Here is a 25,126-nt window from a genome sequence, read left to right as displayed (position 1 = left end):
CTGGAGTTGACCGACAACGCCAAGCGGCTCCTCGCGAAGAAGGGTTACGACCCGGTGCTGGGCGCCCGGCCGCTGCGCCGGACGATCCAGCGCGAGATCGAGGACAACCTGTCCGAGCGGATCCTGTGGGGCGAGCTGCGGCCCGGCCAGATCGTCCTCGTCGACTGCGAGGGCGACCCGACCGACATCGAGCACGCCAAGCTGGTGTTCCACGGTGCGGACAAGCCGGCGCTGGTGCCCGACGCGGTCCCGGCCGACCTCACCGACACCCACCGCAGCAGACCCCAGCCACACAGCCGGTGACCGGCGACGACCGGCGGAACCATCCATCGCAGACACACGCCGAGCCGAACTCGGTGCGGGGAGGAGAAGCGATGACCACACAGACCACGACGCCGGGCGCCCGAACCGCCCGCAAGCGCACGGCGGCACCCACCCGGCAGCGTGCCGCGGCCCAGAAGCGCCAACCGGCGACACGTCGTGAACCGGAATCCACGACGGAACCGACTCTCCAGCAGGACATCGAAGGCCGCCGAGGCAGCGCGTCGGCACCCCAGCAGCCACCTCCGCAGCCCGTACCGTCACGGGAACGGCCAGCCGAGAAGGAGAAGATCGCGTCAGCGCCCGGCCCGAACGGAGGCCGGGGAATCAGACTTCCCGTCATCGGTGCCCGCATCCCACTGTCCCTGCCGCGCACCGGCCGGCCGGGCCTCGCCCATGTCCTCTGGCTGGGCGGCCTGGTCGGTGCCGCAGTCCTGGGGGTGGTCGAGTGGCCGGTAGCCGCTGCCCTGGCCGCTGGTACCTGGCTGATTGAACGGTTCGCGAAGGCCACTGTCCGCGAGGAGCTCCGCCACACCGCGTAGCGGTTCTCACCGGGTAACCGATCGGCCTGACGTTCGGGTACGTCCGGAGTCCCATCCGGTGATTCCGCGCCAGGTGCCGCTTCCGCCGGCGGGAAACGACACCGGCCGGGACCGTGTGGTCCCGGCCGGTGCCGGTGGTACCGCTAGCTGATCAACTTCCAGGGCCCGTTGGGGTCACCCGGTGCCTGGTTGCGGCTGTACCACTTGGCCTCGTACCCGTGGCCCTGGTACGTCACCCGGTCGCCCTTGTTGTACACCGTGGTCGGTGTCCAGGCCGCCGGGCTGTTGTCCGGCCCCGGCGGCGCGATCTCCTCCCAGGCGCCGTTGGGGTCACCGGGCGCCTGGTTGCGGGTGTACCAGCGGGCCCGGAACGTCTTGTCCTGGTAGACCACGACGTCACCGGCGTTGAAAATCCGCGACGCCGTCCACATCGTGGCGCCGTCCTCGGTCATGGCCAGCTCCTGCCACGCGCCGTTCGGGTCGCCCGGCTTCTGGTTCTTGCTCGTCCAGGCGGAGAGGTACGGCTTGCCCTGGTAGCTGACCTTGGCGCCGACCTTGTACTGGGTCGACGAGTTCCACGCCGGCGGCAGGTTCACCGTCACCGTGACGCTGCCCTGGGCCGGCTTGAGGGAGTCGCTCCCCGAGTACGACGCGGTCAGCGCGTGGCTGCCGGCCGCCAGGCCCGCCGGGAGCGGGAAGGTCGCGCTGCCGTCGGCCAGCGTGGCCGAACCGCGTACCGCGGTTCCCTCACGCAGTTCCACAGTGCCCGTCGCCGGCACACTGCCCGCGGCGACCTTGACGGTCACCGTCGCCGCCGTGCCCCAGTCGGTCGGCGTGGACGTCGCCGTCACGGTCGGCTCGCCCTTGGGAGTGCGGAAGACGGTCGGCTGCGCCACCGCCACGCCGCCGTCGGCACTCTTCGCCTCGACGATCCAGCCGTACGACGTGCCCGGTGCGAGCCCGGACCAGGTCACCGTGGCCGTCCCGTTCGCCGTCACCTTGTCCGTACCGATGGTGCCGGCCGGCACGTACGCGGCCAGCGAGTCGGTGGAGAAGGAGGTCTTGCGGCTGGTGAGGTCGACCGGCAGCGTCAGGTTGTCCTCCGCGCCGTTGTACCGCGGCTTGGTCTGGCTGCCGTCGGCGCGGATGTCGTACTCGGTCGCCCCGTAGTTGTCGAGGAACGGCGAGTACGTGTCAATGTGCACCACGGAGCGTTTGACGTCGAACTGCAGCAGGCGCAGGAAGCTCGCGCCGAACTGGAGGCGGTCGCCTGCCTTGTGGTCCGGGGTACCGTCGCCGTTGAGGTCGATGTTGCCGCCTGTGTCGACCAGCTTGGGCCACAGTTCACCGGCCGACACCGTGTAGAACTGGTAGTCGGCCAGCAGTTCGACGACGTCGTGGGTCACGGTCGCGCCGACGTTCGACTTGACGTTGGTGCCCACGCCGTGCTCGTGGCCGGCGAGGACCAGGAAGACGTTCGGGTTGGCCTCCACGACCTGCTTGTACAGCGGTGAGCCATCCGGGGCGGACAGAGCCGCGCCACGACCGTCGGGGTTGGTCGACGGCTTAAGGTAGTCGTGCGACAGCAGGATCCCGTTACGGTCCTTGTACCGCTTGAAGATCGAGTCGGCCCACTTGGCCTCCTGCGGCGTGACGCCGTACGACAGTCCGACCGCGACGAAGTCCAGGCCGCCGGCGGAGAACAGGACATAGTTGTTCTGGTTGTCCTTGCCGGGCGTCACGGTGCCGTCGGCGTTGATCTGCTCGTCCCACGCGTGGTACTCGGTTCCGGCGGGCCACGACTTCGCCACCTGGTGGTACCGGTCGGCGCTGAACGTCTTGCTGAACCGGGAGTTCGGTCCGGTCTCGGCGCCCAGCTGGTTGTCGTGGTTACCGGCGATGACCTGGTTGACGACGCCCTTGTCGTCGAGGATCTTCTGGTAGCCCGACGCGGCCGCGAGCTCCTTGTCGACCTCCTCGTTCAGGCCCGGGCGCTGCAGCGTGCCGTCCGGATTCTTGGCGAGCGGGTCGTAGTAGTCGTTCTCGATGACGTCGCCGGTGTGCGCGGTGTACGCGATCTTGCGGCCCGCCGCGTTGTCGGCGATCCACTGCGTAGTGCCGCGGTACGCCGCCGCCCAGATCGCCTGCTCCTCGGCGGTCTCGACGTCGGAGGGCTCCTTCTTGCCGTTCCAGTTGTCGTACGTGCCGCCAGCCGCGCCCTCGGTGAGGTACTGCGTGTCGGTGAAGTGCGCGATCGCGAAGTCGTACGAGCTGGGGTCCTCGAGGTGGTCCTTGTCCTTCTGCGCGGACGAGTCGCGCGGCGACAGGTCGTCGGCGAACGGGTCCTCGCCGGTGACCAGAACGTGCACGGTGCCGCCATCGCGGTACCCGCCGTCGAGCTGCGCGGCCAGCACGGTGTTGCGCCCGGCCTGGCCGCGGGAGCTGGTAAGCACGACCCACTTCTTGTTCGCGGGGTCCCACACGCGCAGCGCCACGACCCGCTCGGGGTCGATGGTGCCCTCCCAGCGCAGGGTCGGCGTCGCGGCGGTGCCGACGGTGAGGTCGTACCGCTGGAACACCACGTCCCGCCCGGACGGCGTGTCAATGGTCTGGCCGTCGAGCGGGCGCAGCGAGTCGAGCTTGACGTTCGCGTCGTGCGCGACGTCGAGCGTGGTCGGCACCGCCGTCGCCTCGCCCTGGTAGCCGGCGGACGGAAGGACGACGTCGGCCTTGGTGAACGTGGCGGTCAGCGGTACGCCGTCCGCGCCGGGAACCTTGGCCGACAGTGCGGCCGACGGTGCGTTGGCGCCGGTCACGGTCGCGTTGAGGTCGGTCGGTACGTCCGGGATGTTCGCGCTGGTGAAGTGGATCTCCCGGGTGGCCGTGTTGCCCAGGGTGTCGGTCGCGGTGACGGCGATCGTGTGTGCGCCGGCGGGCAGGCCGTGGCCGAGCTGGTCGCCCTGGGCGACCGCCTTGCCGTCCAGCGTGATCGTCGGCTTGCCGACGACGCCCGAGGCATCCTTGACCTTGACGACGAGCGCCACGGTCGAGGTCAGCTTCTGGCCCTCGGCCGGGACGCTGCTCTCGATCTCGGGCGCGGTGTTGTCGATGGTGAACTGACGGGTCGACGTCAAGCCCGCGACGACCGCCGCGATGCGGTGCGCGCCGTCCGACAGGTGGGTGGTGTCGACGTCCGCCCGCCGCCCGAGCGCCGGCAGGGCGGCGCCGTCGTCGCCCGCGACGTCGAACAGGATCGTCTTGTTCAGCGTGGCGTTGTAGCTGCTGCCGCAGGTTCCGTCGCCGATGTACACGGTCACCTGCTGGCCCACGGGGTAGCTCGCCGACCCGATCGTGACGGTGGTCCCGGCGATCTCCTTGGTGAGCTGCTTCGCCTTCGCGCCCACGGGGACGAGTTGGAAGTCCCGCAGCGTGTAGTCATCGTAGTTGTCGCAGCCACCCGGCTTGGCGCTGCCGTGATCGCTACCGGCGACGAACTCGACGACGTTGACGCCCGGCACGAGCCACTCGTTCGGGAACGAGAGGTCCGCGGTCTCCTTCTCCCAGATGCCGAGGTCCAGCGGGATGCCGTTGATCAGCACCTTGTTGTCGTACCCGTTGTCGGCGCCGTTGCCGCCGACGAACACCCGCAGGTGGGCGTCGCCGCCGGCGCCGAGGGTGTCGATCGTGCGCGTGGTCGGCGCCCCGGCGATGTCGAAGTGGAACTCGGCGTCCTTGTTGGGGCCGCAGGTGCCGTCGCCCAGCGCGAGCGAGGCGGCGGTGGTCGCGGCCTTCGTCACGGTGGTGCCGTCGGTGGTGATGATGTACGTCGTGCCCGCGGTCACCGTCCCGGCCGTGCTGATCGCGAGGTTGGCCGAGCTGCGGGTGATCTTGAAGTCGTCGTGGTTCGGGCAGGTCTTGCCGTTCAGGGTGCCGTTGTAGTCGCCGGTCCTGACCTGAATGACGTTGTCGCCGAGGTGCAGGTACCGGTTGGGGAACCTGAGCGTCACGTTCTCCGCGCCGTTGACGCCGTAGTCGCCGCCGAGGTCGACGCGGTTACCGTTGACCAGCAGGTAGTTGTGGTACCTCGCCTCGACCGAGTTGCCCGCCTCGACCGTGAAGCCGAGGGTAGCGGTACCGGCGGCGAGCGTCTCGGCGTTCTCGGCGGGCTTGTCGTCGATGGCCAGCGAATCGACGGTGCCGGCGCTGCCGTTCGGCAGGGCGGCGAGCACCGACTGCGTACCGCGGACGACGGCGCCGTCGGTCGGGGTCACCTTCGGCGCGCCGGCGGGTGCGTTGTTGACACCGACGGTGGCGCGGGTCGTGGCACCCGACTTCGTGGTCGCGGCGACGATGTGGGTGCCGTTGGCCAGCGCGGCGGTGTCCAGGTCGGCGGCCAGCCCCGCGGTGCTGCCGGGCTGGCCGGAGATGACGAAGGTCAGGTCCTGCTTCAACAGCCTCGGTGAGCTGCCGCAGGTGCCGTCGCCGAAGGTGTAGCTGAAGTTGTTCTGCTCGCCGTCGGCCACGACACCGAGCAGGCTCAGGCTGAGGCTGCTCAGCGCGAAATCGTCGTAGTTGGGGCAGCGCAGGCCCTCCCCGTTGGGCAACTGCTCCACACCGGCGGCACCGGTGTTGGTGGTGTCCACCCAGTTCCATCCGGCGTGGACGGTGACCGTGTTGACGCCGGGGTGCAGCCAGTTGCCGGGGACGTCGAGGTTGCCGACCTGCCCGCCGGGGATGTCGGGGAAGTAGACGCGGTCGGCCTCGGCGGTGTGGTCGTTGACCGTGATGTAGTTGTGGTACCGCGCCTCGGTGCCGTTCCCGCCCATGTCGAAGCCGAAGTGTGCGGTGCCCGCGGTCTGCTTGGCGTCGACGGCACGGCCGTCGACCGAAAGCGTTACGACCGAGTCGTTCTCGATGGTCGGTTCGGCGTTGACCTTGACCGTGCCCTCCAGGGTCTGTCCGTCACTCAGGTTGAGTAACGGCGCGCCGCCGGTGGCCGGCGGCGCGTTCTCCGCACTCGCCGCGGTAGGCGCGATCGCGGCGGTCAATCCGCCGACGAGCGCGACGGCGAGCATGGACGCGAGCACGTGTGCCCGCGGTCTCCCCATGCGCCGTGGTCGGTGCGTCATTCTCCGGGGTCTCCTTAGCTGATAGCGATGAGGTTTATCGCGGCGACCGCGACGATGCCGACGCCGAACAGCGTGATGCCGGCGGCGGCGAGTACGGGGGCCACCCGGGTGGCCAGGTGCAGGACGGCGCGCGACTGGCCACCGCGGACGATCACCGAGCTGCCGGCGACCGCGAGGACGCCGACGCCGAACAGCACGACGGCCATACCGACGCCGAACGTTGCGACCAGCAGCAGGGCGAAGCCGGCGCGTCCGATGAACAGCCCGCCCGCCAGCACGAGGAAGGCGGCCGGCGACGGTGTGAGGCCGCCGGAGATGCCGAGCATGAGCAGGCCGGGCCGCTTGCCGCCGCCGTGGTCGTGACCGTGCGCGTGGTCGTGACCGTGCGCGTGGTGGTCATGCGCGTGGTCGTGACCGTGCGCGTGGTGTCCGCGGTGGGCGACGCGGAGGTGCCTGCGTACCAGCCAGAGGCCGGTGACCAGGACGAGCAGGCCGGCGCCCAGCTGCAGCCAGCTCGTGAGCTCTTCCATCCGGACGACGTCCGACAGCGACAGGAACGTCCACGCCACGCCGATCACCAGCACCGAGAGCGTGTGCATGACCGCGACCGAGCCGCCCAGCCAGGCGGCGTCGCGGATCCTGCCACGCGCCCCGACGAGGTAGGCCGCGGCCAGGCTCTTGCCGTGCCCCGGTGCCACCGCGTGGGCGGCGCCGGCCACGAACGCGAGCACGAACGCCAGCGGCGGCACGCCTGGCGAGTGGATGAAGCCCTGCAGCCGGTCCGCAACGGACACGGCTCCGACGACGACCCCTGCCGTCATGATGCGGCCCGCCGCCTCATCCGCCGCGACAGCGCCAGCGCGGCGACCGCGACGAGCAGGCCGCCGCCGATCACGGCGGCGATCTGGACGGCGGCGCCGCGGCCGAGGTTCGTGCCGCCCGCCGCCGACGCGTCGCCGAGTGCCCAGTCGTGGGAGTACTGACCCGACCGGTACACCGCGCGTTCGCCGCCGGGACCGGTGGCCAGCGTCTGGTACGCCGGGTTGAGGTCGGTCAACGTCCGCACCGCGACCGTGACCGTGCCGACCGGCGCGGGGCACGTGTAGTCGATGGTCACCCCGGTCCTGGCGAGGTCGCCCGGCGGATCGACGGAACCGGTACACGTCCGTCCGCCGCTGGCAACCGTGATCTGCTTCAGCAGGTAGGCCGCGAACGCGCCGGACGGGCCGATCGTCGCGGCGTCCGAATCCCGGAAGAAGACCGCGCCGTCGAGCATGACGCGGTCCTGCGGCAGCAGGCCCAGCGCGACCCCGAGCACGGTCAGGTCGTCGAGGCCGCCGACCTTCCACCGCACGTGTACGACCGCGGGGCGGTCCCGGTCGGGTGCGATGGCGACGGTCTGTGGATCGCCGAACGGGTGTGCTTCCGCGGGCGTGGGCATGGCGAGCATGGTCGCGGCGAACGCCACCAGCGCGAGGGCGCTCGCCGGGCCACGGCGACGACGTCCGTGTGGTGCCAAGGATGATGCTCCGGATCTGTCGGTACTGTGCCGAGCCAGGACGCGATCGGCGCCTGATTCTGTCGAGCAGACGAGAACGCCCAGGATTTCCCAGGTCATCCGCGGGGAACGTCGGCGTGAACAGTTAGTTGATCAATCAGCGCGACGCCACACCGTACGGGCGGCAGCGGCGCCTGGGCCGCCCGGTCCGCCCGCGCGGTGGCCGCGCTGCGATGCTCCGGGAGACGTCCCCTATGGTTCGGTCCTGCGGTGATGATCACCAGCGGCTGGCGGGGCGGGGTCGTGTCCAGGCACGACGGGCAGCCGGTCGCCGATCAGGTCGGTGCGGACCGCGAGACAGGCGTCGAAGCGGCGCGCCAAGACCGATCACCGCAGCGGTGGTCCGGGCCGAGCCGGGCGACACCCGCGGGTTCTCCGCCTCGCCTAAAGCTTCGGACTGTACTCGCGGTGGAGGTGCAGCGCGTTGATCGCCGCTGCCGGGTCGTCGGCGAAGAAGCGGATCGTGCGGACCTGGCAGCGCCGGCCCAGCGGCCGGACGACGGTGACCGGGCCGGTCAGTTCAAGAAGCACGTTGGTCTGGGCGGACACGGCGACGGCGAGCCGTTCGTCGTTTACCTTGACCGCGCCGCTCTCGTTGTAGTTGCGGATCCGCCGCACCTCGGCGATCTGCTCACGGGGCACCCGCAGGTCGAAGAACGCGCCGTAGCGGATGCGGACCTCGTCGGCGGACACGACATGGGGCCGGGTGATGCAGGCCGCGATGATCGAGAGCATGATCAGAATCCCGTAGCCGTCGACCAGCAGCAACACCGTACGCAGGCCCGCCGGTGCGCCGATCGCCCGCAGAACGGCCTCCACCGCCACGAGCTCCGCCACCGCCAGGACCAGGAATACCACCATTGTGGACGACTGGGCACCGGAGTAGGACACGGCGGTCGCGTCCGACGGCACCCCGTGGCGGCGGCGCGTCGCCCACAGGACGAGGCTGACCATGCCTTTCAGATCGAACCCCATGATCCGCCGTACGGGTTCCGGCACGAATTGGCCGTAGACCGCCCGCAGCGCGGTACCGCGACCCGCACCACCGCGGCGCTGGTCCCGGAACTGCCGGTACCCGACCACGGCCTGCACCGCCAGCAACGCGAGGGCAGCCACGTTCGCGACCGCGACCAGTGGGCCGGGCAGCGGCACGCCGGACACCGGTAGGAGCCGAAGCAACAGCTCCGCGGGGACCATGGTCAACAGTGCGGCACGCGCGGCCCTGAGCATCACACGCGCTCCTTCAACAGGATCAGCGTCAACCGGAATGCCTCGACCTGCGCCGCCGACAGTTCCTTCGCCATCGTCTCCAGCCATTGACCGGTGTCGGGGTGGTCAAGGCTGGCGAGCATCGCCGACGCCAGCTGTTCGGGAAGGTGAGCGGCGAGGTCAGCGGCGAGCGCGGCGACGCGGGGATCACCCGGGTCGGTGCCGGCGAGCTCATCCAACCGCGCGTAGATGGCGCGGCCCCGTTCGATCACCTCGGGCGCGGTGAGCGGGCGGAGCAGATCGGCGAACGCCGCGCGGTCGACCGGGGCGGCTCCGGTGTCGATCAACGTCAGCAGATCGCGGTCGAACGCACCGAACGTCGAGTCCCCGGTGGGCAGGTCACGCAGCACCGCCGCCAGCTCGGACGACACCGTCGAGTCGGGATGCAGCTCCGCCTCGGCCAGCAGCGCCGCCAGCCGGTCCCGCCGGGCGCCGATCGCCTCCTGCTGCCGGGCCAGGTCGGCGTCCAGCTCCAGAAGCACCTCCCGCAGCTCGCGGCCCTGGTCGTCGGCGAGCACGTCACGGATCTCGTCCAGCGACAGCCCCAGCTCGGCCAGCCGGCGCACGCGGGCCAGCAGTACCGCGTCCCGCAGCCGGTACTCCCGGTACCCGTTGAGCAACCGCTCAGGCTCGGGGAGCAGCCCCAGATGGTGGTAGTGGCGCACGGTACGGGTGGACACCCCTACCAGCGCCGCGAGTTCGCCGATCCGCATGGACCCAGTAGAAACGCTGACGTTACGACAAGGTCAAGCGAGGTCGCCGGCGCAGTCTGCCGGTTTCGGACGGCGGAGCATGACGGTGGACCGCGAGGACCTCCGGGTGGGGTGAACCTTCGACAAGCTCCACCCCACCCGGAGGCCCTCACCTATGTCCAGATCTCCACCGCACTGCCAACGCCCTGGACAGAACACCTGACCGGACACTCCCGGTCATCGGACAGCTCCGTCACATCCGGGCGACCAGACGAGGTCAGTCGCGCTCCTTGTCCTCATCCCTGCGCGTCGTGAAGGGCAGCACGAGCCGGGACTGGTGGGTGGCGTCGCGATAGATCTTGTGGGTGACGGGGCGACCCACCGGCAGGTGGAACGCGTCCGGCGGCAGCAGCGCGTTGTGCGCATCGGCCAGCGGTTCGTCGTTGGACAGCTCCACCACCAGACGGTGGCCGGGGTTGAACGTCGCCGCGAACGGATAGAGCCGCAGGACGTACTCCTCGATCTTCCCGGGCTCCACCGGCACGGCACGGGTGTGCGGGTGGTACGGGTTGCCCTCGGTCGTCCGGTCGTCCAACTCGCGGTGCGATGCCTTGAGGAAGCCGGTGGTGATCAGCTGGCGGTTTCCGTTCGGGGCGACGTCCCACATCCGCATGATGAAATTCGTGTCGTCGGTGTCGATCTCGGCGAACAGGTGCGCCGCACCGGTGCCGATGAGCTCCGTGGGCTCCTCGAACGGCTCGGTGCTCCAGCTGACAGTCGCCACCTTGTCGGTCACCGTCAGCGGTGCCTGGTAGAAGCCGTCGGGGGCGGCGTGCTCCGCGCCCATCAGCTCAGGCTCCGAGGAGAGCTTGTGGCGCGGGCGCAGGTACAGCGGCTTGTACTCGATCGCCGTCGGTGGCCACTGCTCGGCGGTGACCACCTCACGCGAGCCCTCGACGAAGACGCTCACGGCCGGCTCGTCCATGATGCCGTTGTCGATGCCCTTGAGCCAGTACTCGTACCAGCGGAACATCTTGTCGTGCTCCTCGACCCAGGGGCGCGACTGCATCGGCGGGTAGGAGCCGATGTCCAGCTTCTTGGGACCCTTCAGCACGTTGAACAGCTCGATGTGGCCGTCCACGGTCCAGCCGCGTCCCTGGTCGATCTGCAGATAGACCGGGATGTCGATGTTTTCGGCCAGCGTGATGGGGTTGCGCTCCTCGTACCACTCCCCGTCGAGGTTGTTCATCACGATGTCGAACCAGAACTCGCGGTTCTTCGGGTACTTCAGCACGTGCACGAGGTTCGGCCACGCGGCCACGTCCGGGTCCGCCAGGCGCTCGTCGACGAGCTTCTTGAGCTCCTCCGGGGAGTGGACCTCCTGCATGCGGGACTTGACGCAGGTGTGCGCGATGCCGGAGTCGCCACCGCGCCCCTCGCGGGCGGCCCGCGGCATGAACCACATGATGCCGCCGTGGTAGGTGGTCTCGTAGAAGTCGAAGTGGCCGCCGCTGACGAAGATCGCCTTCAGGTGTGGCGGCCGCTCGGCCGCGGCGAGCACCTGCATCGACCCGAAGTAGGAGATGCCGATCATGCCGACGTTTCCGTCACACCACGGCTGCGCAGCGACCCACTCGATGAGGTCGTACAGGTCCTGGCCCTGGGAAACGCCACCGAAGTTGTAGTTGCCGATCATCACGCCGTCGGAGTAACCCGTGCCGCGCATGTCACCGATGACGTGGACGTAGTCCTCCTTGACGACGCGAGCGATGTCACCGGCCTCGATACAGCCGTCCCACATCGGGCTGGGGCGACGCTGCGGCGGCGTGGTGAGGGCGAGGGCCTGCAGCTCCTTGCCGTAGGCGCTCATCGCGATCAGGGCCGGCCGCGGCTTGTCCTGGATGCCGTGGTAGGCGTCCACGGCGAGGGTGACCCCGTCGCGCATCGGTACCCGCAGGTCCTTGCGGACGGCGATCGTCTGCTCGCCCGCCTCGATCGTCTGGAAGTCAGCCATCAGTGCGAAGTTCCTTGTCCACTGTCACGAGTTCTGGTTGAAGCGCGTGCGGTAGCCGTGCATCGACGTGAAGAACGGCGACGGCTCGAGCGTGGGGTCGCCGGTGTAGCCGAGCCGCTCGGCGACCGGGGCGAACGGGGAGTACGGCGAGTCCGTCTCCCGCAGGCCGTCCTGAAGGCAGCGGCAGGCCGCTTCGCTGACCCCGGCCTCGACGTCGAGGCTGCCCTGGAGCGCCTGGAGAGCCTGGTCGGCGTCGAGCTCGACGCCGTACGGCGCGCCGTCCGCGCGACGGTACGGATGCCCGAGGTACAGGTGCCGCGGACGGATCTCGTCGCGCAGGTACCGCAGGCTGGCGCGGTACGCGACCGGATCGGTGTAGCCGGGGAAGCCGTTGGCGGCCCCGTGGACCTGGACGGCGTCGCCGACGAACACCGACCGCTGGCCGTCGATCACATAGGCCACCGATCCGGGCGTGTGGCCTGGGATCGAGTGGACGGAGACGGTGACGTCGCCGCCGAGCGAGAGGGTCTCGCCGCCGGTGAGCAGCATGGTCGGCTCCATCTCGCCGGAAATGACGGCATTGGTCGCGGCCGTCACCTTCGCCTCGCCCTCGGGGTCGTTCAGGTACCGCCCCCGGCCGTGGAGGTACTCGTCCACGTGCGCCCGGCGCGAGCGCAGCATCGGGGCGTCGGCCTCGTGGATGACCACCTTCGCCCGCCGGCCGGTGAGTTCCCACAGCGCGTAGGCGCCGCCGACGTGGTCGATGTGGCCGTGGGTCAGCAGGATCCAGCGGACGTCCTCGATGCGGCGCCCGATGGCCTCGAGCGCTCCGGCCATGCCCTCGGCGGGCGAGGAGGCGATCCCGGTGTCGACGATGGCCGGCGCGGGGGCGTCGATGAAGAAGCTGTAGAGACCGAACCGACCCCACGGCGAGACCAGGGGGTGCACGTTCACGGGCGTCATGACTCGCCCCGCAGGAAGGCGGCCGTCTCCGCGAAGACCCGGTGGTACGCCGGGATCCAGGAGAAGTGCTGCACGAATCCGTGGCCGGCGCCCGCGTAGCGACTCACCGTGGCGTCGACTCCGGCCCGTCTGAGGCGCTGGCCGTAGAGTTCGCCCTCGTCACGCAGCGGGTCGTACTCCGCGGTCACGATCAGCGCGGGCGGCAGCCCGGCGAGGTCGGCCCGCTTGATCGGCGAGACCAGCGGATCGGCGGGGTCGGCGCCGCTGTCGAGGTAGAAGGCGTTGAAGGGCTTCAGCCCGGCCGTCTCCAGGCCGTAGCCCACGGCGTTCTCGCGCAGCGAGGCGTAGCGGTCGACGTCGAAGTCGAGATCGAGCGACGGGTAGAAGAGGACCTGGTGGGTGATGCGGTCGAACCCGTCGTCGTGGGCCATCGCGGCGACGGCGGCGACGAAGGTGCCACCGGAGCTGTCACCGGCGATGGCGAGAGTGGCACCGTCCCAGGCGAGGCGCTCGCCGTTCTCGGCGGCCCACCGGACGACCGAGTAGCAGTCCTGGAGGCCGGCCGGGTAGGCGGCCTCGGGCGCCCGGCGGTAGCCGACGGAGACGACCTTGAGCCCGGTCTCCTTGGCCAGGGACCGCGCGACGTGGTCGTGGGTGTCCAGGCTGCCGAGGAAGAAGGCGCCGCCGTGGAAGTACACCAGCAGGCCGTACGCCTCGGCGTCGACCGGCGTGTAGATCCGCACGGGGACCTCGCCCGCCGGAGTCCGCGCCGTGGTGTCCTCGACCGCGTGGAGCGGCAGGCACTCCTCGGCCGCAGGGACCTGGGCCTCCTCGGCGGCGCGCATGACCACCGGGTCGAGCGGACCGTCGGGCGGGGCCGGCAGGGTGGCGAGCACCTTGGCGATCTCGGGATGCAGCGGCATGGCGTCAGGCCTTCGGCTGTTGGGAGGCGGGCTTCTGCCCGGGGAAGACGTCGTTGACCTCGTCCTCGCTCCAGCCCTGGCGCGAGATGCGCTGCAACTCGTCCGTGACGGGCTTGCGGGTTGCCTGGTACGAGGCGAGTGCCTCCGGAACGGAGTCCGCGTCGCGCAGGGCGTCGGCGAGGGCGCCGGCGTCCATGATCGCCGAGTTCGCGCCCTGGCCCTGGTGGTGCAGCATCGCGTGCGCGGCGTCCCCGAGCAGGGCGACCGAGTCGGTGTGCCACGTGTCGACCGGGTCGATGTCGTAGACGGCGCGGATGTTGACGGCGTCCATGTCCAGGTCACGCGCGATGTTCACGATGCGCTCGTCGAAGCCCTCCACCGTCGCCAGGAGCTCGTCCTTGGTGACCTGCGGCGACCAGGTGCCGTCCGGGCACAGGGCGGTGATGTCGAACGACAACCCGTTGCGGTGGCGCAGCGGCAGCAGGTAGACCTTCGTGCCCCGGCCGATGTACATCCGCAGGTTGTCGTCGACGACCGTCCCGTAGGCGTCGTCGGCGGGGATCACCACGCGGTAGGCGCGCTCACCGGAGAACACCGGGCCCTGGTCGCTGAACAGCTGCCGGCGCACCTCGGACTTGATGCCGTCGGCACCGACGACCAGGTCAGCCTCGACCGTCTCGCCGTTGGCGAAGGTGAGGACGGCACGCTCGCCCCGGTCGGTGACGGTCTCCAGCTTGTGCCCGAGGCGCACCATGCCCGCGGGCAGCACCCCCAGCAGCGCGTCGATGAAGTCGCCGCGGTGGATCAGGCGGGTGTGGGTCTTGACCTCGTAGTCGTCCATGCCCGGCCACGCCTCCTTCATGATCGGCCCACCGGTGGCGGTGAGGATCTCGAAGTAGTCGCTCGGCGAGCTCACCTTCGCGATCGCGTCGAAGATGCCCCACTGGCGGAACCGGTCCATGGTGGAAGGACGCAGACCGATGCCGGCGCCGACCTCCCGGATCTGGTTCGCCTGCTCGTACACGGTGACGTCGGCACCGAGCAGGCTCAGGGCCTTGGCAACCGCGGCGCCGCCGTACCCGGCGCCGACGATGGCGATCTTCAGGTCCTTGATGTCCATGGTTCTTCTCTCTCAGTTCCGGATGGTCAGGAAGTCGGCGGGGTTGTCGACCAGGAGGGTCGTGATCGTGGCGTCGTCCACGCCGGCCGCGCGCAGGTCGGGGACGAAGGTCTCGAAGAGGTAGTTGACGGTGTGGCCCTTGACGCCGGGCCAGCCCAGCGGGCTGCAGTTGGCATCGGCCGAGACGAGGAGCTTGGCGAGGTGGCCCTCGCCGAGCAGGCTCAGGAAGTGGTCCAGGCGCTCCTTGCGGGGGCGGGCCCAGAACGGCGGGTCGGGCAGTTCGGTCTCGTAGCCGAAGGTGTCGAAGCCGATGCGACCGCCCTGCTCGAGGATCCAGTGGTGCGGGGTGATCGGCGCGTTCAGGCCGTCGTCGGCGTGGCCGAAGAGCACCCGGTCCAGCGGCAGGCCCTCCTCCCCGAAGATGGCAACGGCCGGCTCGGGGTCGATGGCCAGGTGGGTCAGGATCGGCACCCCTGTGGCGACGGCGGCGCGGGCGGCGGCGCGGTAGATGCGCTTGTCCAGCTCGGTCATGCGGCCACCGCGGCTCACGCCGACCTTGATGACGCCGGCCTTGCTGCCGGTGTCGCCGATGCCGACGGTGATCTCGTGGACGAACTGCCGGGTCAGGTAGTCGACGCTCGCCCGGGCGAAGTGCGGCAGCGCGGTGTCGCCGCCGACGAAGCCGGTGCAGGCGACGATGTGGACCCCGGTCTTCGCGGACAGCGACTTGTAGTAGTCGACGTCACGACCGTTGCAGATGCCGGTCGCATCGACGAAGGTGCCACCGCCGTACTCATGGAACTGGCGCAGCTTCGGGACGGTCTCCTCGTAACGCTCCTCGGGGGTCTTCCACCACCTCGTGTCCAGCTCGGAGCCGGGCATGCCGTACCCGATGTGCTCGTGGACGGCCACGATCCCCAGCTCCTCGCTCGGGACCGGTCCCAGAACCGTGTTCACTCTCGACACAACACTCCCCTTCAGGAAAGACGAAGCTTGATGGCCGTCGCGTGGTCAGCGCACCGACAGCAGTTCGCGCGGGTTGTCCACCAGGATGCGCTGGACGTCGGAGTCGCTGAGCCCCTGTGACGTGAGGAAGGGGACGAACGTCGACAGGACGTAGCTGTACGGCAGGTCGTAGTCGGGCTGGCCCAAGGCCTTGCCGATCGCGTTGCTCGAGAGCAGGATCCGGTTCCCGTGGCCGGCCTTGACCAGCTCGATCACCAGGGCGGCACGCTCGCGGTCGGTAACGTGGTCGTCGTCGTCCAGGCCCACGTGGTCCAGGGCGACGAAGGCTCCGCGGCGGGCGATCTCGAGGGGCGCGCCGGCGGCGACCGCGTCCTTGCGGTCGAGCCCGCCGACGACGACGCGGTCGGCCGGCAACTTCTCGTCCAGAACGATCTCGAGGTCGTGCACGGCGTCGTTGCCGTAGCGGATGGAGACCGGGACACCGGTGGTCAGGGCGGCGCGGGCCGCACCGCGGAAGAGACTCTCCTCGGTGGCCGTCATGCCCTCGTGATTCGCGGCGGTGGCCACGAGGCCCGCGGTACCCCGCCGCTCCACACGGGGGACCACCATGCCCTCGGTGATCTCCTTGGTGAAGAGATCGGCGAACTTCTCGGCCGGCCACGGCGTCGGGGGGTTGGTCTGCGGCGTCAGAAAGTAACCGCCGAGCATCTCCTCTGGACCCATGCCTGTCGACGCCACGATGTGCACGCCGGTCGAGCGCGAGAGCGCCTCGTACAGCTTCACGTCACGGCCGTGGAACATGCCGGTGCTGTCGACGATCGTGCTCCCGCCGCGGTCGCGGAAGTCCCTGAGCTTCCCCGCCAGGGTCTCGAAGATCTCCGCGCGGTCGATGGTGATGTCGAACGCGTGCTCGGCCCCCGGAACCACCGACAGCAGAGTCTCGTGGACCGAGACGACCCCCAACCTGTCAGCGGGAACGGGACCGAGGACGGTGTTGACGGTGTTGCTCTCGGCAGTCTGTGCGCCCGTCATTGGCACTTCCTTTCGTCGGCGTCATGCCAGCGCGGCCTGGCGCGCTGTGGACGATGGTCCACCTCGGCATCGCAAGCGGTCCCGGCGTCGTCGAGGAGGACGGCGTCGGTGAAGGTGCCGCCGATGTCGACGCCGACGAGACAGGTCATGGGGGGTCTTCGGGAGGGGTGGTGGACGGCGGGGAGGTGCCTGGGGTGACTCAGGTCACCCCAGTGCCCGCCACCGTAAACAGCAACTTTACAACATGTCAAGCCAATGGCCAGATAGGTGTGTTGGTGGATTGCCCGGTAGCATTTCGGCCATGTCGCTGCGCGCCGCCCAGAAGCGGATGACCTACGAGCTCTTCCTCGAGAAGGCCCTCGAGCTGTTCGGGGCGAAGGGATACGCCGCGACGACGATCGACGACATCGCCACGGCCGCCGGCTCCACCAGGGCGACCTTCTACCTGCACTTCGCATCCAAGGCGAAGGTGATGAGCGCACTGCTCGAGCGGGCCGACGCGATCCTCACCAGCGTCGACGACCCACCCCTCCCCGACGTCGTCGCCTCCGGTTCCCGCTACCTGGTCCGGACCTGGCTCGACCGCAAGTTCTCCCAGTGGGACGAGATCAAGCCCTACCTGACCGCGTCGTACCAGGCGGCCCACGAGCCGGATGTCACCCTCCAGACTGAGCGCTGGTTCGAGAGCGCCGTCGGCCAGATGACCGAGGGCCTGAACCGCGCCAATCGCTTCTCTCCCGAGCACCGCCGCATCCGGTGCGAGCTCGCCTTCGGCCAACTCGAGTACCTGTCCCGTCGCTACTTCTCGGTCGGCTGGCACATCCCTCGGGAGATCTGCCTCGAGGAGCTCACCGACTCCTGGTGCCACCTGCTCGCCGCGGACAACTGAGGCCCACTCCCCCTCGGGCTTCAGGGACTTCCAGACCCTGAAGCCGCCCTCGCCAGGTGTCCCGACGCCAGGAGCCCGCGATCGACACCTGGTCGCGCACCTGGTCAGCTCCCTGACCAGGCAGACCCGCACCCCTTCAGGCCCTGCTCGGCTTGCCGCGCGCACGCGTGCGTGCCGTACGCCGTCCCGCGCCACCGGTCAGCGACGAGATCCCTCATCTCGTCGCTGACCGGCGGGCGCCCTGGCCGGTTCGGATATGTCCAGCGCCGCTTGACCAGGCGGCGGCGCCAGGCCAGCACCGTCGCCGGGGTGACGATGCGGCGCCCACGCAGCGCGCGAGGCAGCAACCTGGTCAGCGCGGACAGCACCGCCCGGTCCGGCGATCATGCTTCACCCGCCGGAAGACCGGGTCGCGGCTCATACGTCGAGTTCTGGCACGGTACAGGCTCACCCGGCGGCGACGAGCTCCTCGTCGGCCATCGAGGCCTCCGATTCCGGAGCCCGCGCCCCGAACAACCCGAACAGGGTCAGGAGCGCAGCAGCGGCCGCACAGATCCCAGCCACGAGGAACGCCAGGTTGTAGGCGTTGCCGAGCGACTCGAACGCCAACGTGTGGAGGCTGGCCGGCATCGGCACCGGCTGCATGTCGGGACCTGCGCCGGGCACGACGGGCATCGAGTTGATCGCCATCGCTCCGCCTCCGTGCGCGATGCCGCCGGCGATGTCGGTGTACGGCGGCTTGAGCCCGGATTCCCCGATAGCCCTACCGATGCCGGCGGTGAGGTCGCTGTTGGCCCGGCTGACCGCGAACGCCGCGATGAGCACCGGACCGAGGGCGAATCCGAAATCGCGTAGCAGGTTGGTGGTGGCGCTGGCCATACCGGCGAGCCGCAGCGGCACCGTGTTGACGGCGACCGCCGTAATGGAGCCGACAGTCAGCGCGAAGCCGATGCCAAGCGCCAGCATCGGCGGCACGAACTTGGTCCAGGTCAGGTCGTGGACGTCGAACGTGGAGCACCAGATGCCACTGACCCCGATGAGGGCGAACCCGCCGGTCAGGACCCAGCGCGGGGAGACATTGCGAATCAGGTGGGAAACGACCGGAACGAGCACGAACGCAGGCCCCTGGATGAACAGGAACAGAATGCCGATCCTCAGGGCGCTCTGGTGCTGGACGGCGCCGAGCCAGATGCTCGTCGAGTAACACACGGCCAGGAAGGCGAACATGCCGATGACCGTGGCGATGGCGACGATCGCGTAGGCGCGGTTCGCGAAGAGGTTGAGGTTGAGCAGCGGCACCTCGGTGCGAAGCTCGATCACGACGAAGGCGGCGAGCAGCACGGCACTCGCGATGAAGGCTCCGATGATCTCGGGCCGAGCGAAGCCAGCCTCGGAACCCTGCGTCGCCGCATAGAGCACCGCGATCAGGCCGAGGGCAAGGGTGACCTGTCCCGGAATGTCGAGCTTGCGGCCCTCGGGCGCCGAGGAGTCCGCAGCGAGCTGCGAGATGACGATCGACACGACAGCGGCGCCGATCACCACGAGGTAGGAGCCTCGCCAGTTGCCGGCCGCGGCGAACGTGCCACCCATGAGCGGCGAGATCGCCGCACCGATGGACAGGAAGCCAGCCCAGAGTGCGATCGCCTTGGACCGCGCCGCCTGCGTGGGACTGGTCGCGGCGAGCATCGCGAGCGAGATCGGATAGAGGATCGCGGCACCGAGACCGGCGACGACCTGTCCGACCCAGAGCACCTGAACGGTCCCCGCGAGGTAGCAGACGACGGAGCCGCCGACGGTCAGGAGGGCTCCGACCTGCAGGAGGCGCCTGCGGCCGAAGAGGTCGCCGATCACGCCGGTGGTCAGCTCGAAGACGACCATCGGGATGGCGAAGGCGGCGGTGATCCAGGTCAGCTCGGCACCGGTGGTCTGGAACTCCTGCTGGAAGGTGCCGTTGAGGGCACCGGGCAGCGAGTACGCCACTTGCGCCAGGAGGACGGCGAAGCATCCGGCGATCACCGTGGCGGTGTAGCCCTGCTTGCGCGCAGCGATCTGCGTCATGACTTTGCTCCTTGTCGAGGCCCCGGGGGCCGATGCTCACACCGCCACGTGAGGCGCAAGTAAACGTGAGCGCGATCACGCGGGTTTCGTGCAAGGTGTCACATCGGTTGGCACTACGTCAAGCTTTCTATCGCAACGTATGCATCTCAGTCGCGGCGCACGTACCTTGGACGCCGTCTCGTAGGCTTGGGTCATGGCGAGCCTGCGTGAGGCGCAGAAGGAAATGACCCGGCGGCTGCTCCTCGACCACGGGCTCGAGTTGTTCGTGTCGAAGGGCTACTCCGCGACGACGGTCGACGACATCGCCTCGGCAGCGGGGACCACTCGAGTGACCTTCTACGCCTACTTCCCGTCCAAGGTCGAGCTGATGAAGGCGCTCGTCTCCGAGCGGCTCAACGCGGCGCTCGGCCGGGTCCCCTCGCCGGAGCACGGAACCACCGAGCGCGACCTGGTCGCGGTGGTCCAGGACGGATCACGCGCCCGGATCCGCGCCTGGCTGGGCGCCACGTCCCAGCGCTGGGACGACATCCGGCCCTACACGACGGCGGCGTTCGAGGCGGCAGCCGTCGATCCCGAGATCCGGGCACTGGTGGACGAGTGGATGGAAGAGGCCACTGGTGACATCGAGGACGGGCTGCAGCGGGCCAACCGGTTCGACCCGGGTACCCGGCACTTCCGCAGCGTCATTGCGATCACCGAACTCGACTACGTCGCTCGGCGCTGGACCCCCGGACAGTGGGGCGTCGAGCACGACGAGATGCTGGACGTGCTCACTGAGAGCTGGATGGGCATCGTCGGGGCGCCGGAGCGGGACTGACCGCCGCGACCGCCGCCTCATTCATTCACGACCCGCATACAGCGCCTCGAGATCAGCTTCGATCCCGCCGGCCGCCCGGTTGATCAGCCCGACCAGCCACGGCAGTCGCTCACGCTCGTAGCGGCCCGAGGGCAGCGAGACCGAGACTCCCGCGAGTGCCGTACCGTCGGGATCGCGCACCGGCACACCGACCGCCACGACCCCGCGCTCGGATCGCCCCTGGTTGACCGCAAATCCCTGGCGCCGGATCTTGCCGAGCTCACCGCGGGACGGCGCCTCGTCCCCCAGCAGTGCCACGACGTCGTCGTACGGCAGCTCGGCCAGGAGCAGCATGCCCGCGGTGGTCTGCTGCGCGGAAAAGACCATGCCCTCGCGGCTGCCCACGCGCAGGGCCTGGCTACTTTCGACGGATGCGACGAAGCGCGTCGTACTGCCGGTGCGGACGGCAAGGTTGACCGACTCCTCGACCGCACGGGCCAGCCGGGCAAGATGCGGCAGCGCTACCTCGCGCAAGCGGGAGGTAGCAGAGCGCGAGTGCGCCGCGAGTTCGAGCACGGGCCCGGCGCGATAGATGCGGTCCTCACCCTGGACCGCGAAGTCACGGTAGACCAGCATCGCGAGCAGGCGATGGGCCGTCGACCGCGCGACACCCAGCCGCTCGGCCGCCCGGGTCACGGTCAGCGCACCCTCGAGCTGGAGCATCGTGGCGAGCCGCAGGGCGTGGTCGACGCTGGTGACGGCGTACGGAGGCGGCTTCTTGATGCCGGGAATGGGCATGGCGTTCTGGTCTCCAGAAATTGCGCGTTCTGCAGAGAAGGTACCCGCACAGTTCTCCCATGACCACCTCTCCGTCTCCCGTCCGGCTGTCCGTCGAGGCGGCACCTGACCAGCCTGAGCCCACGCCCGCCCTCGAGGAGCTCTACCGCGGCTTCGAGTCCGAGCTGCTGGTGCCCCTGTGGACCGAGATCGGCGACCTGATGCCTGCCCACCCGCGCTCCCGCGCGGTTGGGCACCTGTGGCGGTGGGAGAACCTCCGCCGCCTGGCCGCACAGGCGGGCGACCTGGTGCCGGTCGGCCGCGGCGGGGAGCGCCGGGCAATCGCGCTGGCGAACCCGGCCCTGGGTGGGCGCCCGTTCGCCACTCCGACGCTCTGGGCCGCGATCCAGTACCTGATGCCCGGTGAGGACGCACCCGAGCACCGGCACACCCAACACGCCTTCCGCTTCGTCGTGGAGGGCGAGGGCGTGTGGACGGTCGTCGGTGGTGACGCCGTCCCCATGCGGCGCGGCGACTTCCTACCGCAGGCCGGCTGGAACTGGCACGCGCACCACAACGCGACCGCCGAGCCGATGGCGTGGATCGACGGCCTCGACATCCCGTTCCAGTACGTCACCGAGGCGCAGTTCTTCGAGTTCGGCCGTGAGGAGATCAGCGACGAGGAGCGGATCACACCCGACCGGTCCCGCGCCGAGCGCCTCTGGGGCCACCCCGGGCTGCGGCCGCTCGGCGCACCGGCCCCCACGCCCGGCTCTCCGCTGCTGGCCTACAAGTGGGAGTTCACCGACCGCGCCCTCGCCGACCAGCTGGCGATGGAGAAGGAGGGGTACGGCGGCACCGTCGAGCCCGGCCACGCGGCGGTCCGGTACAGCAATCCTCACAACGGTGCCGACGTGCTGCCGACGATCCGGGCGGAGTTCCACCGGATCGTCCGCGGCACCGAGACCGCCCCGATCCGCGAGACCGGCTCTTCTGTCTTCCAGGTCTTCGACGGCGCGGGCACGGTCACCGTCGGCGACAAGACCTGGTCGGTGGCCCGGGGCGATCTGTTCGTCGTCCCCTCGTGGCAGCCGTTCTCGGCCCGCTCCGAAGCCGGCTCCTCCGACTCCGACTCCGGAGCCCTCGACCTGTTCCGATTCAGCGACGCGCCCGTCTTCGAGGCGCTGCAGCTCAACCGCACCCAGAAGGACGCCTGACATGAAGCTGGCCACCATCCGACTCACCGACCACGACGGCGGGAAATACACCCGCGCTGTCCGGCTCGACGGCGATGTCCTCGTCGACCTGGGCGTGGCGGACCTTGGTGCGCTCCTCGCCGCGCCCGACTGGCAGGCAACGGCAGCGGCCGCGGACGGCCCGACGTACGAGGCGGCGACCGCCGACTTCGCCCCGGTCGTGCCGGCCCCCTCGAAGGTCGTGTGCGTCGGCCACAACTACACCAACCACATCAAGGAGATGGGGCGGGAGCTTCCCAGCCACCCGACGCTCTTTCCGAAGTTCGCCGACACCCTGACCGGCGCGAACGACCCGATCACCAAGCCCGCCGAGACCGACGCCCTCGACTGGGAGGTCGAGCTCGTGGTCGTCGTCGGCAAGCCCGTGCGCCGGGCGACCGAGGACGAAGCCGCCGACGCCATCGCCGGCTTCACCGTGATGAACGACGTGTCGGTGCGCGACTGGCAGTTCCGCACCATCGAGTGGACCCAGGGGAAGATCTGGGACTCCTCGACCCCGGTCGGGCCCTACCTGGTCACTCCCGACGAGGTCGGCGGCGTCCGCCCCGCGCTGGAGGTGAAGACGGTCGTCGACGGCCAGGTCATGCAGCAGGACAACACCGGCACGCTGCTGTTCGACCCGGTACACCTCGTGCGGTACATCTCCACGATCATCCGGCTCAACCCGGGCGACCTGATCGCGACCGGCACGCCCGCCGGCGTCGGCCACGCCCGCGATCCCAAGGTCTACCTCATGGGTGGCGAGACCGTCGTGACCGAGATTGCCGGTATCGGCGCCTGCACCAACCAGGTCGTCAAGGAGTCCTGATGCCGCGCACGCACGCCGACTCGCTGAACTGGGTCGAGCACGGAACCCAGCTGCTCGCCACGCAGGTCGCCGCGCTGGACGAGCCGGCGATGACCGAGCCCAGCGCTCTGCCCGGCTGGACCCGCAAGCACCTCGTGGCGCACGTCGCCGCCAACGCCGACGCGCTCGGCAACCTCGTGCATTGGGCGCGCACCGGTGAGCGCACCCCGATGTACTCCTCGATGGACCAGCGAAACGCCGACATCGAGACTGGATCGACGCTCCCTGGCGCCAAGCTCAGCGCCTGGCTGTCGGGCTCCGCTCGGGATCTCGGCACGGCTATGGACACGCTCACCGCCGAGCAGTGGCGGTACCCGGTGGTGACGGCCCAGGGCCGCACCGTACCCGCGACCGAGATCCCTTGGCTGCGTGCGCGCGAGGTGTGCGTACACGCGATCGACCTCGGCACCGGGCTCACGTTCGCGGATCTGCCCGATGCGTTCCTGCGCTCCCTCTGCGGCGAGGTCGTCGCCAAGCGGAGCGCCTCGCCTGCGGTGGCGGTCGTGCTCGAGGCGGACGGTCTGCGGTGGGAGCTGCCCGGAGAGGGCACCCCGGTCACGGTGTGCGGCCCGCTGCCCGAGATCACCGCTTACCTCACCGGACGCCCGCACCGGCTGACCACGACGGACAACGCCGCGGCCCCCGACCTGCCGGCCTGGCTCTGAGGAAGGACACCATGACCAACCCTGCGACCGCCCCGGACGTGCTCATCGTCGGCGGCGGCATCGGTGGCCTCAGCACCGCGTACTCGCTCACCCGGCAGGGTCTGCGGGTTCGCGTCCTGGAGCAGGCGGCCTCGTTCGGTGAGGTCGGCGCAGGCATCCAGCTCGCCCCGAACTGCACCCGGATCCTCGACGACTACGGCCTCCTCGACAAGGCACGGTCACTCGGCGTCGTACCCGCTGCGATGGTCATGCGGGACGCCGTCGACGGGAGCGAGCTCACCCGCCTCGACCTGCGCGACCTCGAGCGACGCTACGGTTCCCCGTATCTGGTGATCCACCGCAGCGATCTGCACGGCCTGTTCCTACGGGCGTGCGGGAGCAGCGGGGTCGAGCTGGTCACCGACGCCCACGCGGCGTCGTACGAGAACACCGACAGCGGCGCCAGGGTCACGCTCACGGATGGCACCGTCCACGAGGCCGGCGTAGTGATCGCTGCCGACGGCCTCCACTCGGTCGCCCGGAAGCTGCTGGTCGACGACGAGCCGGTCAACTCGGCGTACGTCGCCTACCGGGGCACGGTGCCCGTCGCCGAGATCACCGACCGGTACGTCGACCTCGCGGAGGTCGTGGTGTACGTCGGGCCGCGCTGCCACTTCGTCCACTACGGGCTGCGGGGAGGTGAGCTCCTCAACCAGGTGGCGGTGTTCGAGTCGCCGAAGGCACTCGCCGGCGACCAGGATTGGGGTACTCCGGACGAGCTCGACGCCGCGTTCGCCAAGACCTGCGATCTCGTCCAGCGGGGGATCCCACACATGTGGCGCGACAAGTGGTGGCGGATGTACGACCGCGACCCGATCATGACCTGGATCCACGGCAACATCGCCCTCCTCGGCGATGCCGCGCATCCCCCGCTGCAGTACATGGCTCAGGGGGCGATCATGGCCATCGAGGATGGCTGGGTGCTGGGCGAGCACGTTCGGCGGAGCCGGGACCAGTACGGCACGGTCGACTGGGCGGGCGTCCTGGCGGCGTACCAGGCGGTCCGCCCGGAGCACTGCCGCCGCGTGGTGGAAACAGCTCGCGCGTGGGGTGACCTGTGGCACCTCGACGGCCTCGCCCGGCTCCAGCGCAACACGCTGCTGCGTGACCGCGCAATCGACGATTACTCCTTCATCGACTGGATCTACGGCCCGACCGCCCTCGTCCCGGAGGACGAGCCGGAGATGTTTCGGCCCGTACCGCTCGCGTCAGCCGCGGTGACGGGTGCGGCCGACCGCGTGCAGACGCCTGTCTGAGTGGAGCGAGTCCC

At 69.8% G+C, this 25,126-nt stretch carries 21 protein-coding genes and 1 pseudogene; 8 read left to right on the top strand and 14 right to left on the bottom strand.

Annotation, left to right across the window (positions count from 1 at the left end; all coding sequences use genetic code 11):
* Together ACNTMW_RS29905 and ACNTMW_RS29900 are read left to right on the top strand one after the other, a co-directional pair.
* Positions 1-303 (top strand): annotated as a pseudogene (locus ACNTMW_RS29905) (NDP-hexose 4-ketoreductase); the annotation flags it as partial.
* A 71-nt stretch (positions 304-374) separates the two neighbouring features.
* A complete protein-coding gene (locus ACNTMW_RS29900) occupies positions 375-863 on the top strand; it encodes a hypothetical protein (protein WP_426637284.1) in 489 nt (162 codons plus the stop codon).
* A gap of 143 nt (positions 864-1,006) precedes the next feature.
* On the opposite strand, the gene ACNTMW_RS29895 is transcribed toward ACNTMW_RS29900, so the two are convergent.
* The 12 genes from ACNTMW_RS29895 to ACNTMW_RS29840 all read right to left on the bottom strand — a co-directional run bounded on the left by ACNTMW_RS29895 (position 1,007) and on the right by ACNTMW_RS29840 (position 16,678).
* Positions 1,007-5,992, bottom strand: a complete 4,986-nt coding sequence (locus ACNTMW_RS29895) for a carbohydrate-binding protein (RefSeq protein WP_426637283.1) — start codon at positions 5,990-5,992, stop codon at positions 1,007-1,009.
* A 14-nt stretch (positions 5,993-6,006) separates the two neighbouring features.
* Positions 6,007-6,786: a HoxN/HupN/NixA family nickel/cobalt transporter gene (locus ACNTMW_RS29890; RefSeq protein WP_426637282.1), complete on the bottom strand. Its 780-nt coding sequence runs from the start codon at positions 6,784-6,786 to the stop codon at positions 6,007-6,009.
* 23 nt (positions 6,787-6,809) lie between these two features.
* The gene (locus ACNTMW_RS29885; protein WP_426637281.1) at positions 6,810-7,511 is read right to left on the bottom strand and encodes a hypothetical protein; all 702 of its coding nucleotides are present in this window, start codon (positions 7,509-7,511) and stop codon (positions 6,810-6,812) included.
* Between the two features lie 423 nt (positions 7,512-7,934).
* Positions 7,935-8,780 carry a hypothetical protein gene (locus ACNTMW_RS29880; RefSeq protein WP_426637280.1) on the bottom strand — a complete coding sequence of 282 codons (846 nt, stop codon included), beginning with the start codon at positions 8,778-8,780 and terminating at the stop codon, positions 7,935-7,937.
* Positions 8,780-9,532 carry a MerR family transcriptional regulator gene (locus tag ACNTMW_RS29875; protein ID WP_426637279.1) on the bottom strand — a complete coding sequence of 251 codons (753 nt, stop codon included), beginning with the start codon at positions 9,530-9,532 and terminating at the stop codon, positions 8,780-8,782. The genes ACNTMW_RS29880 and ACNTMW_RS29875 overlap by 1 nt, the downstream gene beginning before the upstream one ends.
* Positions 9,533-9,788: 256 nt before the next feature.
* A complete protein-coding gene (locus tag ACNTMW_RS29870) occupies positions 9,789-11,525 on the bottom strand; it encodes a CocE/NonD family hydrolase (RefSeq protein WP_426637278.1) in 1,737 nt (578 codons plus the stop codon).
* A gap of 24 nt (positions 11,526-11,549) precedes the next feature.
* A complete protein-coding gene (locus ACNTMW_RS29865; RefSeq protein ID WP_426637277.1) occupies positions 11,550-12,488 on the bottom strand; it encodes an MBL fold metallo-hydrolase in 939 nt (312 codons plus the stop codon).
* Positions 12,485-13,411 (bottom strand): alpha/beta hydrolase, encoded by a 927-nt coding sequence (locus ACNTMW_RS29860; protein WP_426637276.1) that lies wholly within the window; start codon positions 13,409-13,411, stop codon positions 12,485-12,487. The genes ACNTMW_RS29865 and ACNTMW_RS29860 overlap by 4 nt, the downstream gene beginning before the upstream one ends.
* Before the next feature lie 4 nt (positions 13,412-13,415).
* Positions 13,416-14,531 (bottom strand): FAD-dependent oxidoreductase, encoded by a 1,116-nt coding sequence (locus tag ACNTMW_RS29855; RefSeq protein WP_426637274.1) that lies wholly within the window; start codon positions 14,529-14,531, stop codon positions 13,416-13,418.
* Positions 14,532-14,543: 12 nt separating this feature from the next.
* Positions 14,544-15,488, bottom strand: a complete 945-nt coding sequence (locus ACNTMW_RS29850) for a phosphotriesterase family protein (RefSeq protein WP_426637273.1) — start codon at positions 15,486-15,488, stop codon at positions 14,544-14,546.
* A 54-nt stretch (positions 15,489-15,542) separates the two neighbouring features.
* Positions 15,543-16,529 (bottom strand): phosphotriesterase family protein, encoded by a 987-nt coding sequence (locus ACNTMW_RS29845; protein WP_426637272.1) that lies wholly within the window; start codon positions 16,527-16,529, stop codon positions 15,543-15,545.
* A complete protein-coding gene (locus tag ACNTMW_RS29840; RefSeq protein WP_426637270.1) occupies positions 16,526-16,678 on the bottom strand; it encodes a hypothetical protein in 153 nt (50 codons plus the stop codon). The genes ACNTMW_RS29845 and ACNTMW_RS29840 overlap by 4 nt, the downstream gene beginning before the upstream one ends.
* Before the next feature lie 152 nt (positions 16,679-16,830).
* Between ACNTMW_RS29840 and ACNTMW_RS29835 the strand changes: the two genes are divergently transcribed.
* Positions 16,831-17,418: a TetR/AcrR family transcriptional regulator gene (locus ACNTMW_RS29835; RefSeq protein ID WP_426637269.1), complete on the top strand. Its 588-nt coding sequence runs from the start codon at positions 16,831-16,833 to the stop codon at positions 17,416-17,418.
* 447 nt (positions 17,419-17,865) lie between these two features.
* Here the strand turns inward: ACNTMW_RS29835 and ACNTMW_RS29830 are convergent, their stop codons facing one another.
* Positions 17,866-19,476 (bottom strand): MFS transporter, encoded by a 1,611-nt coding sequence (locus tag ACNTMW_RS29830; protein ID WP_426637268.1) that lies wholly within the window; start codon positions 19,474-19,476, stop codon positions 17,866-17,868.
* A 193-nt stretch (positions 19,477-19,669) separates the two neighbouring features.
* Between ACNTMW_RS29830 and ACNTMW_RS29825 the strand changes: the two genes are divergently transcribed.
* Positions 19,670-20,293 carry a TetR/AcrR family transcriptional regulator gene (locus ACNTMW_RS29825; RefSeq protein ID WP_426637267.1) on the top strand — a complete coding sequence of 208 codons (624 nt, stop codon included), beginning with the start codon at positions 19,670-19,672 and terminating at the stop codon, positions 20,291-20,293.
* A 21-nt stretch (positions 20,294-20,314) separates the two neighbouring features.
* On the opposite strand, the gene ACNTMW_RS29820 is transcribed toward ACNTMW_RS29825, so the two are convergent.
* Positions 20,315-21,070: an IclR family transcriptional regulator gene (locus ACNTMW_RS29820; protein WP_426637265.1), complete on the bottom strand. Its 756-nt coding sequence runs from the start codon at positions 21,068-21,070 to the stop codon at positions 20,315-20,317.
* A gap of 59 nt (positions 21,071-21,129) precedes the next feature.
* Here ACNTMW_RS29820 and ACNTMW_RS29815 point away from each other — a divergent pair, with 59 nt between their 5' ends.
* From ACNTMW_RS29815 to ACNTMW_RS29800, 4 genes are read left to right on the top strand one after another with little or no spacing between them, the layout of a single operon-like run.
* Positions 21,130-22,266 carry a cupin domain-containing protein gene (locus ACNTMW_RS29815; RefSeq protein WP_426637264.1) on the top strand — a complete coding sequence of 379 codons (1,137 nt, stop codon included), beginning with the start codon at positions 21,130-21,132 and terminating at the stop codon, positions 22,264-22,266.
* Between the two features lies 1 nt (position 22,267).
* Entirely contained in the window at positions 22,268-23,113 is an 846-nt protein-coding gene (locus tag ACNTMW_RS29810) for a fumarylacetoacetate hydrolase family protein (protein ID WP_426637263.1), read from the top strand.
* On the top strand, positions 23,113-23,817 hold the full coding sequence (locus ACNTMW_RS29805) for a maleylpyruvate isomerase family mycothiol-dependent enzyme (RefSeq protein WP_426637262.1): 705 nt from the start codon (positions 23,113-23,115) through the stop codon (positions 23,815-23,817). Before ACNTMW_RS29810 ends, ACNTMW_RS29805 begins: the two co-directional genes overlap by 1 nt.
* A gap of 11 nt (positions 23,818-23,828) precedes the next feature.
* On the top strand, positions 23,829-25,112 hold the full coding sequence (locus tag ACNTMW_RS29800) for an FAD-dependent oxidoreductase (protein ID WP_426637261.1): 1,284 nt from the start codon (positions 23,829-23,831) through the stop codon (positions 25,110-25,112).
* The last annotated feature ends 14 nt before the right edge of the window (positions 25,113-25,126 follow it).

The sequence above is a fragment of the Planosporangium spinosum genome (assembly GCF_049999945.1).
Lineage (GTDB): Bacteria > Actinomycetota > Actinomycetes > Mycobacteriales > Micromonosporaceae > Planosporangium > Planosporangium spinosum.
Note: the sequence above shows the minus strand (reverse complement) of the source record. Positions and strands in the feature narration are given on the sequence as shown.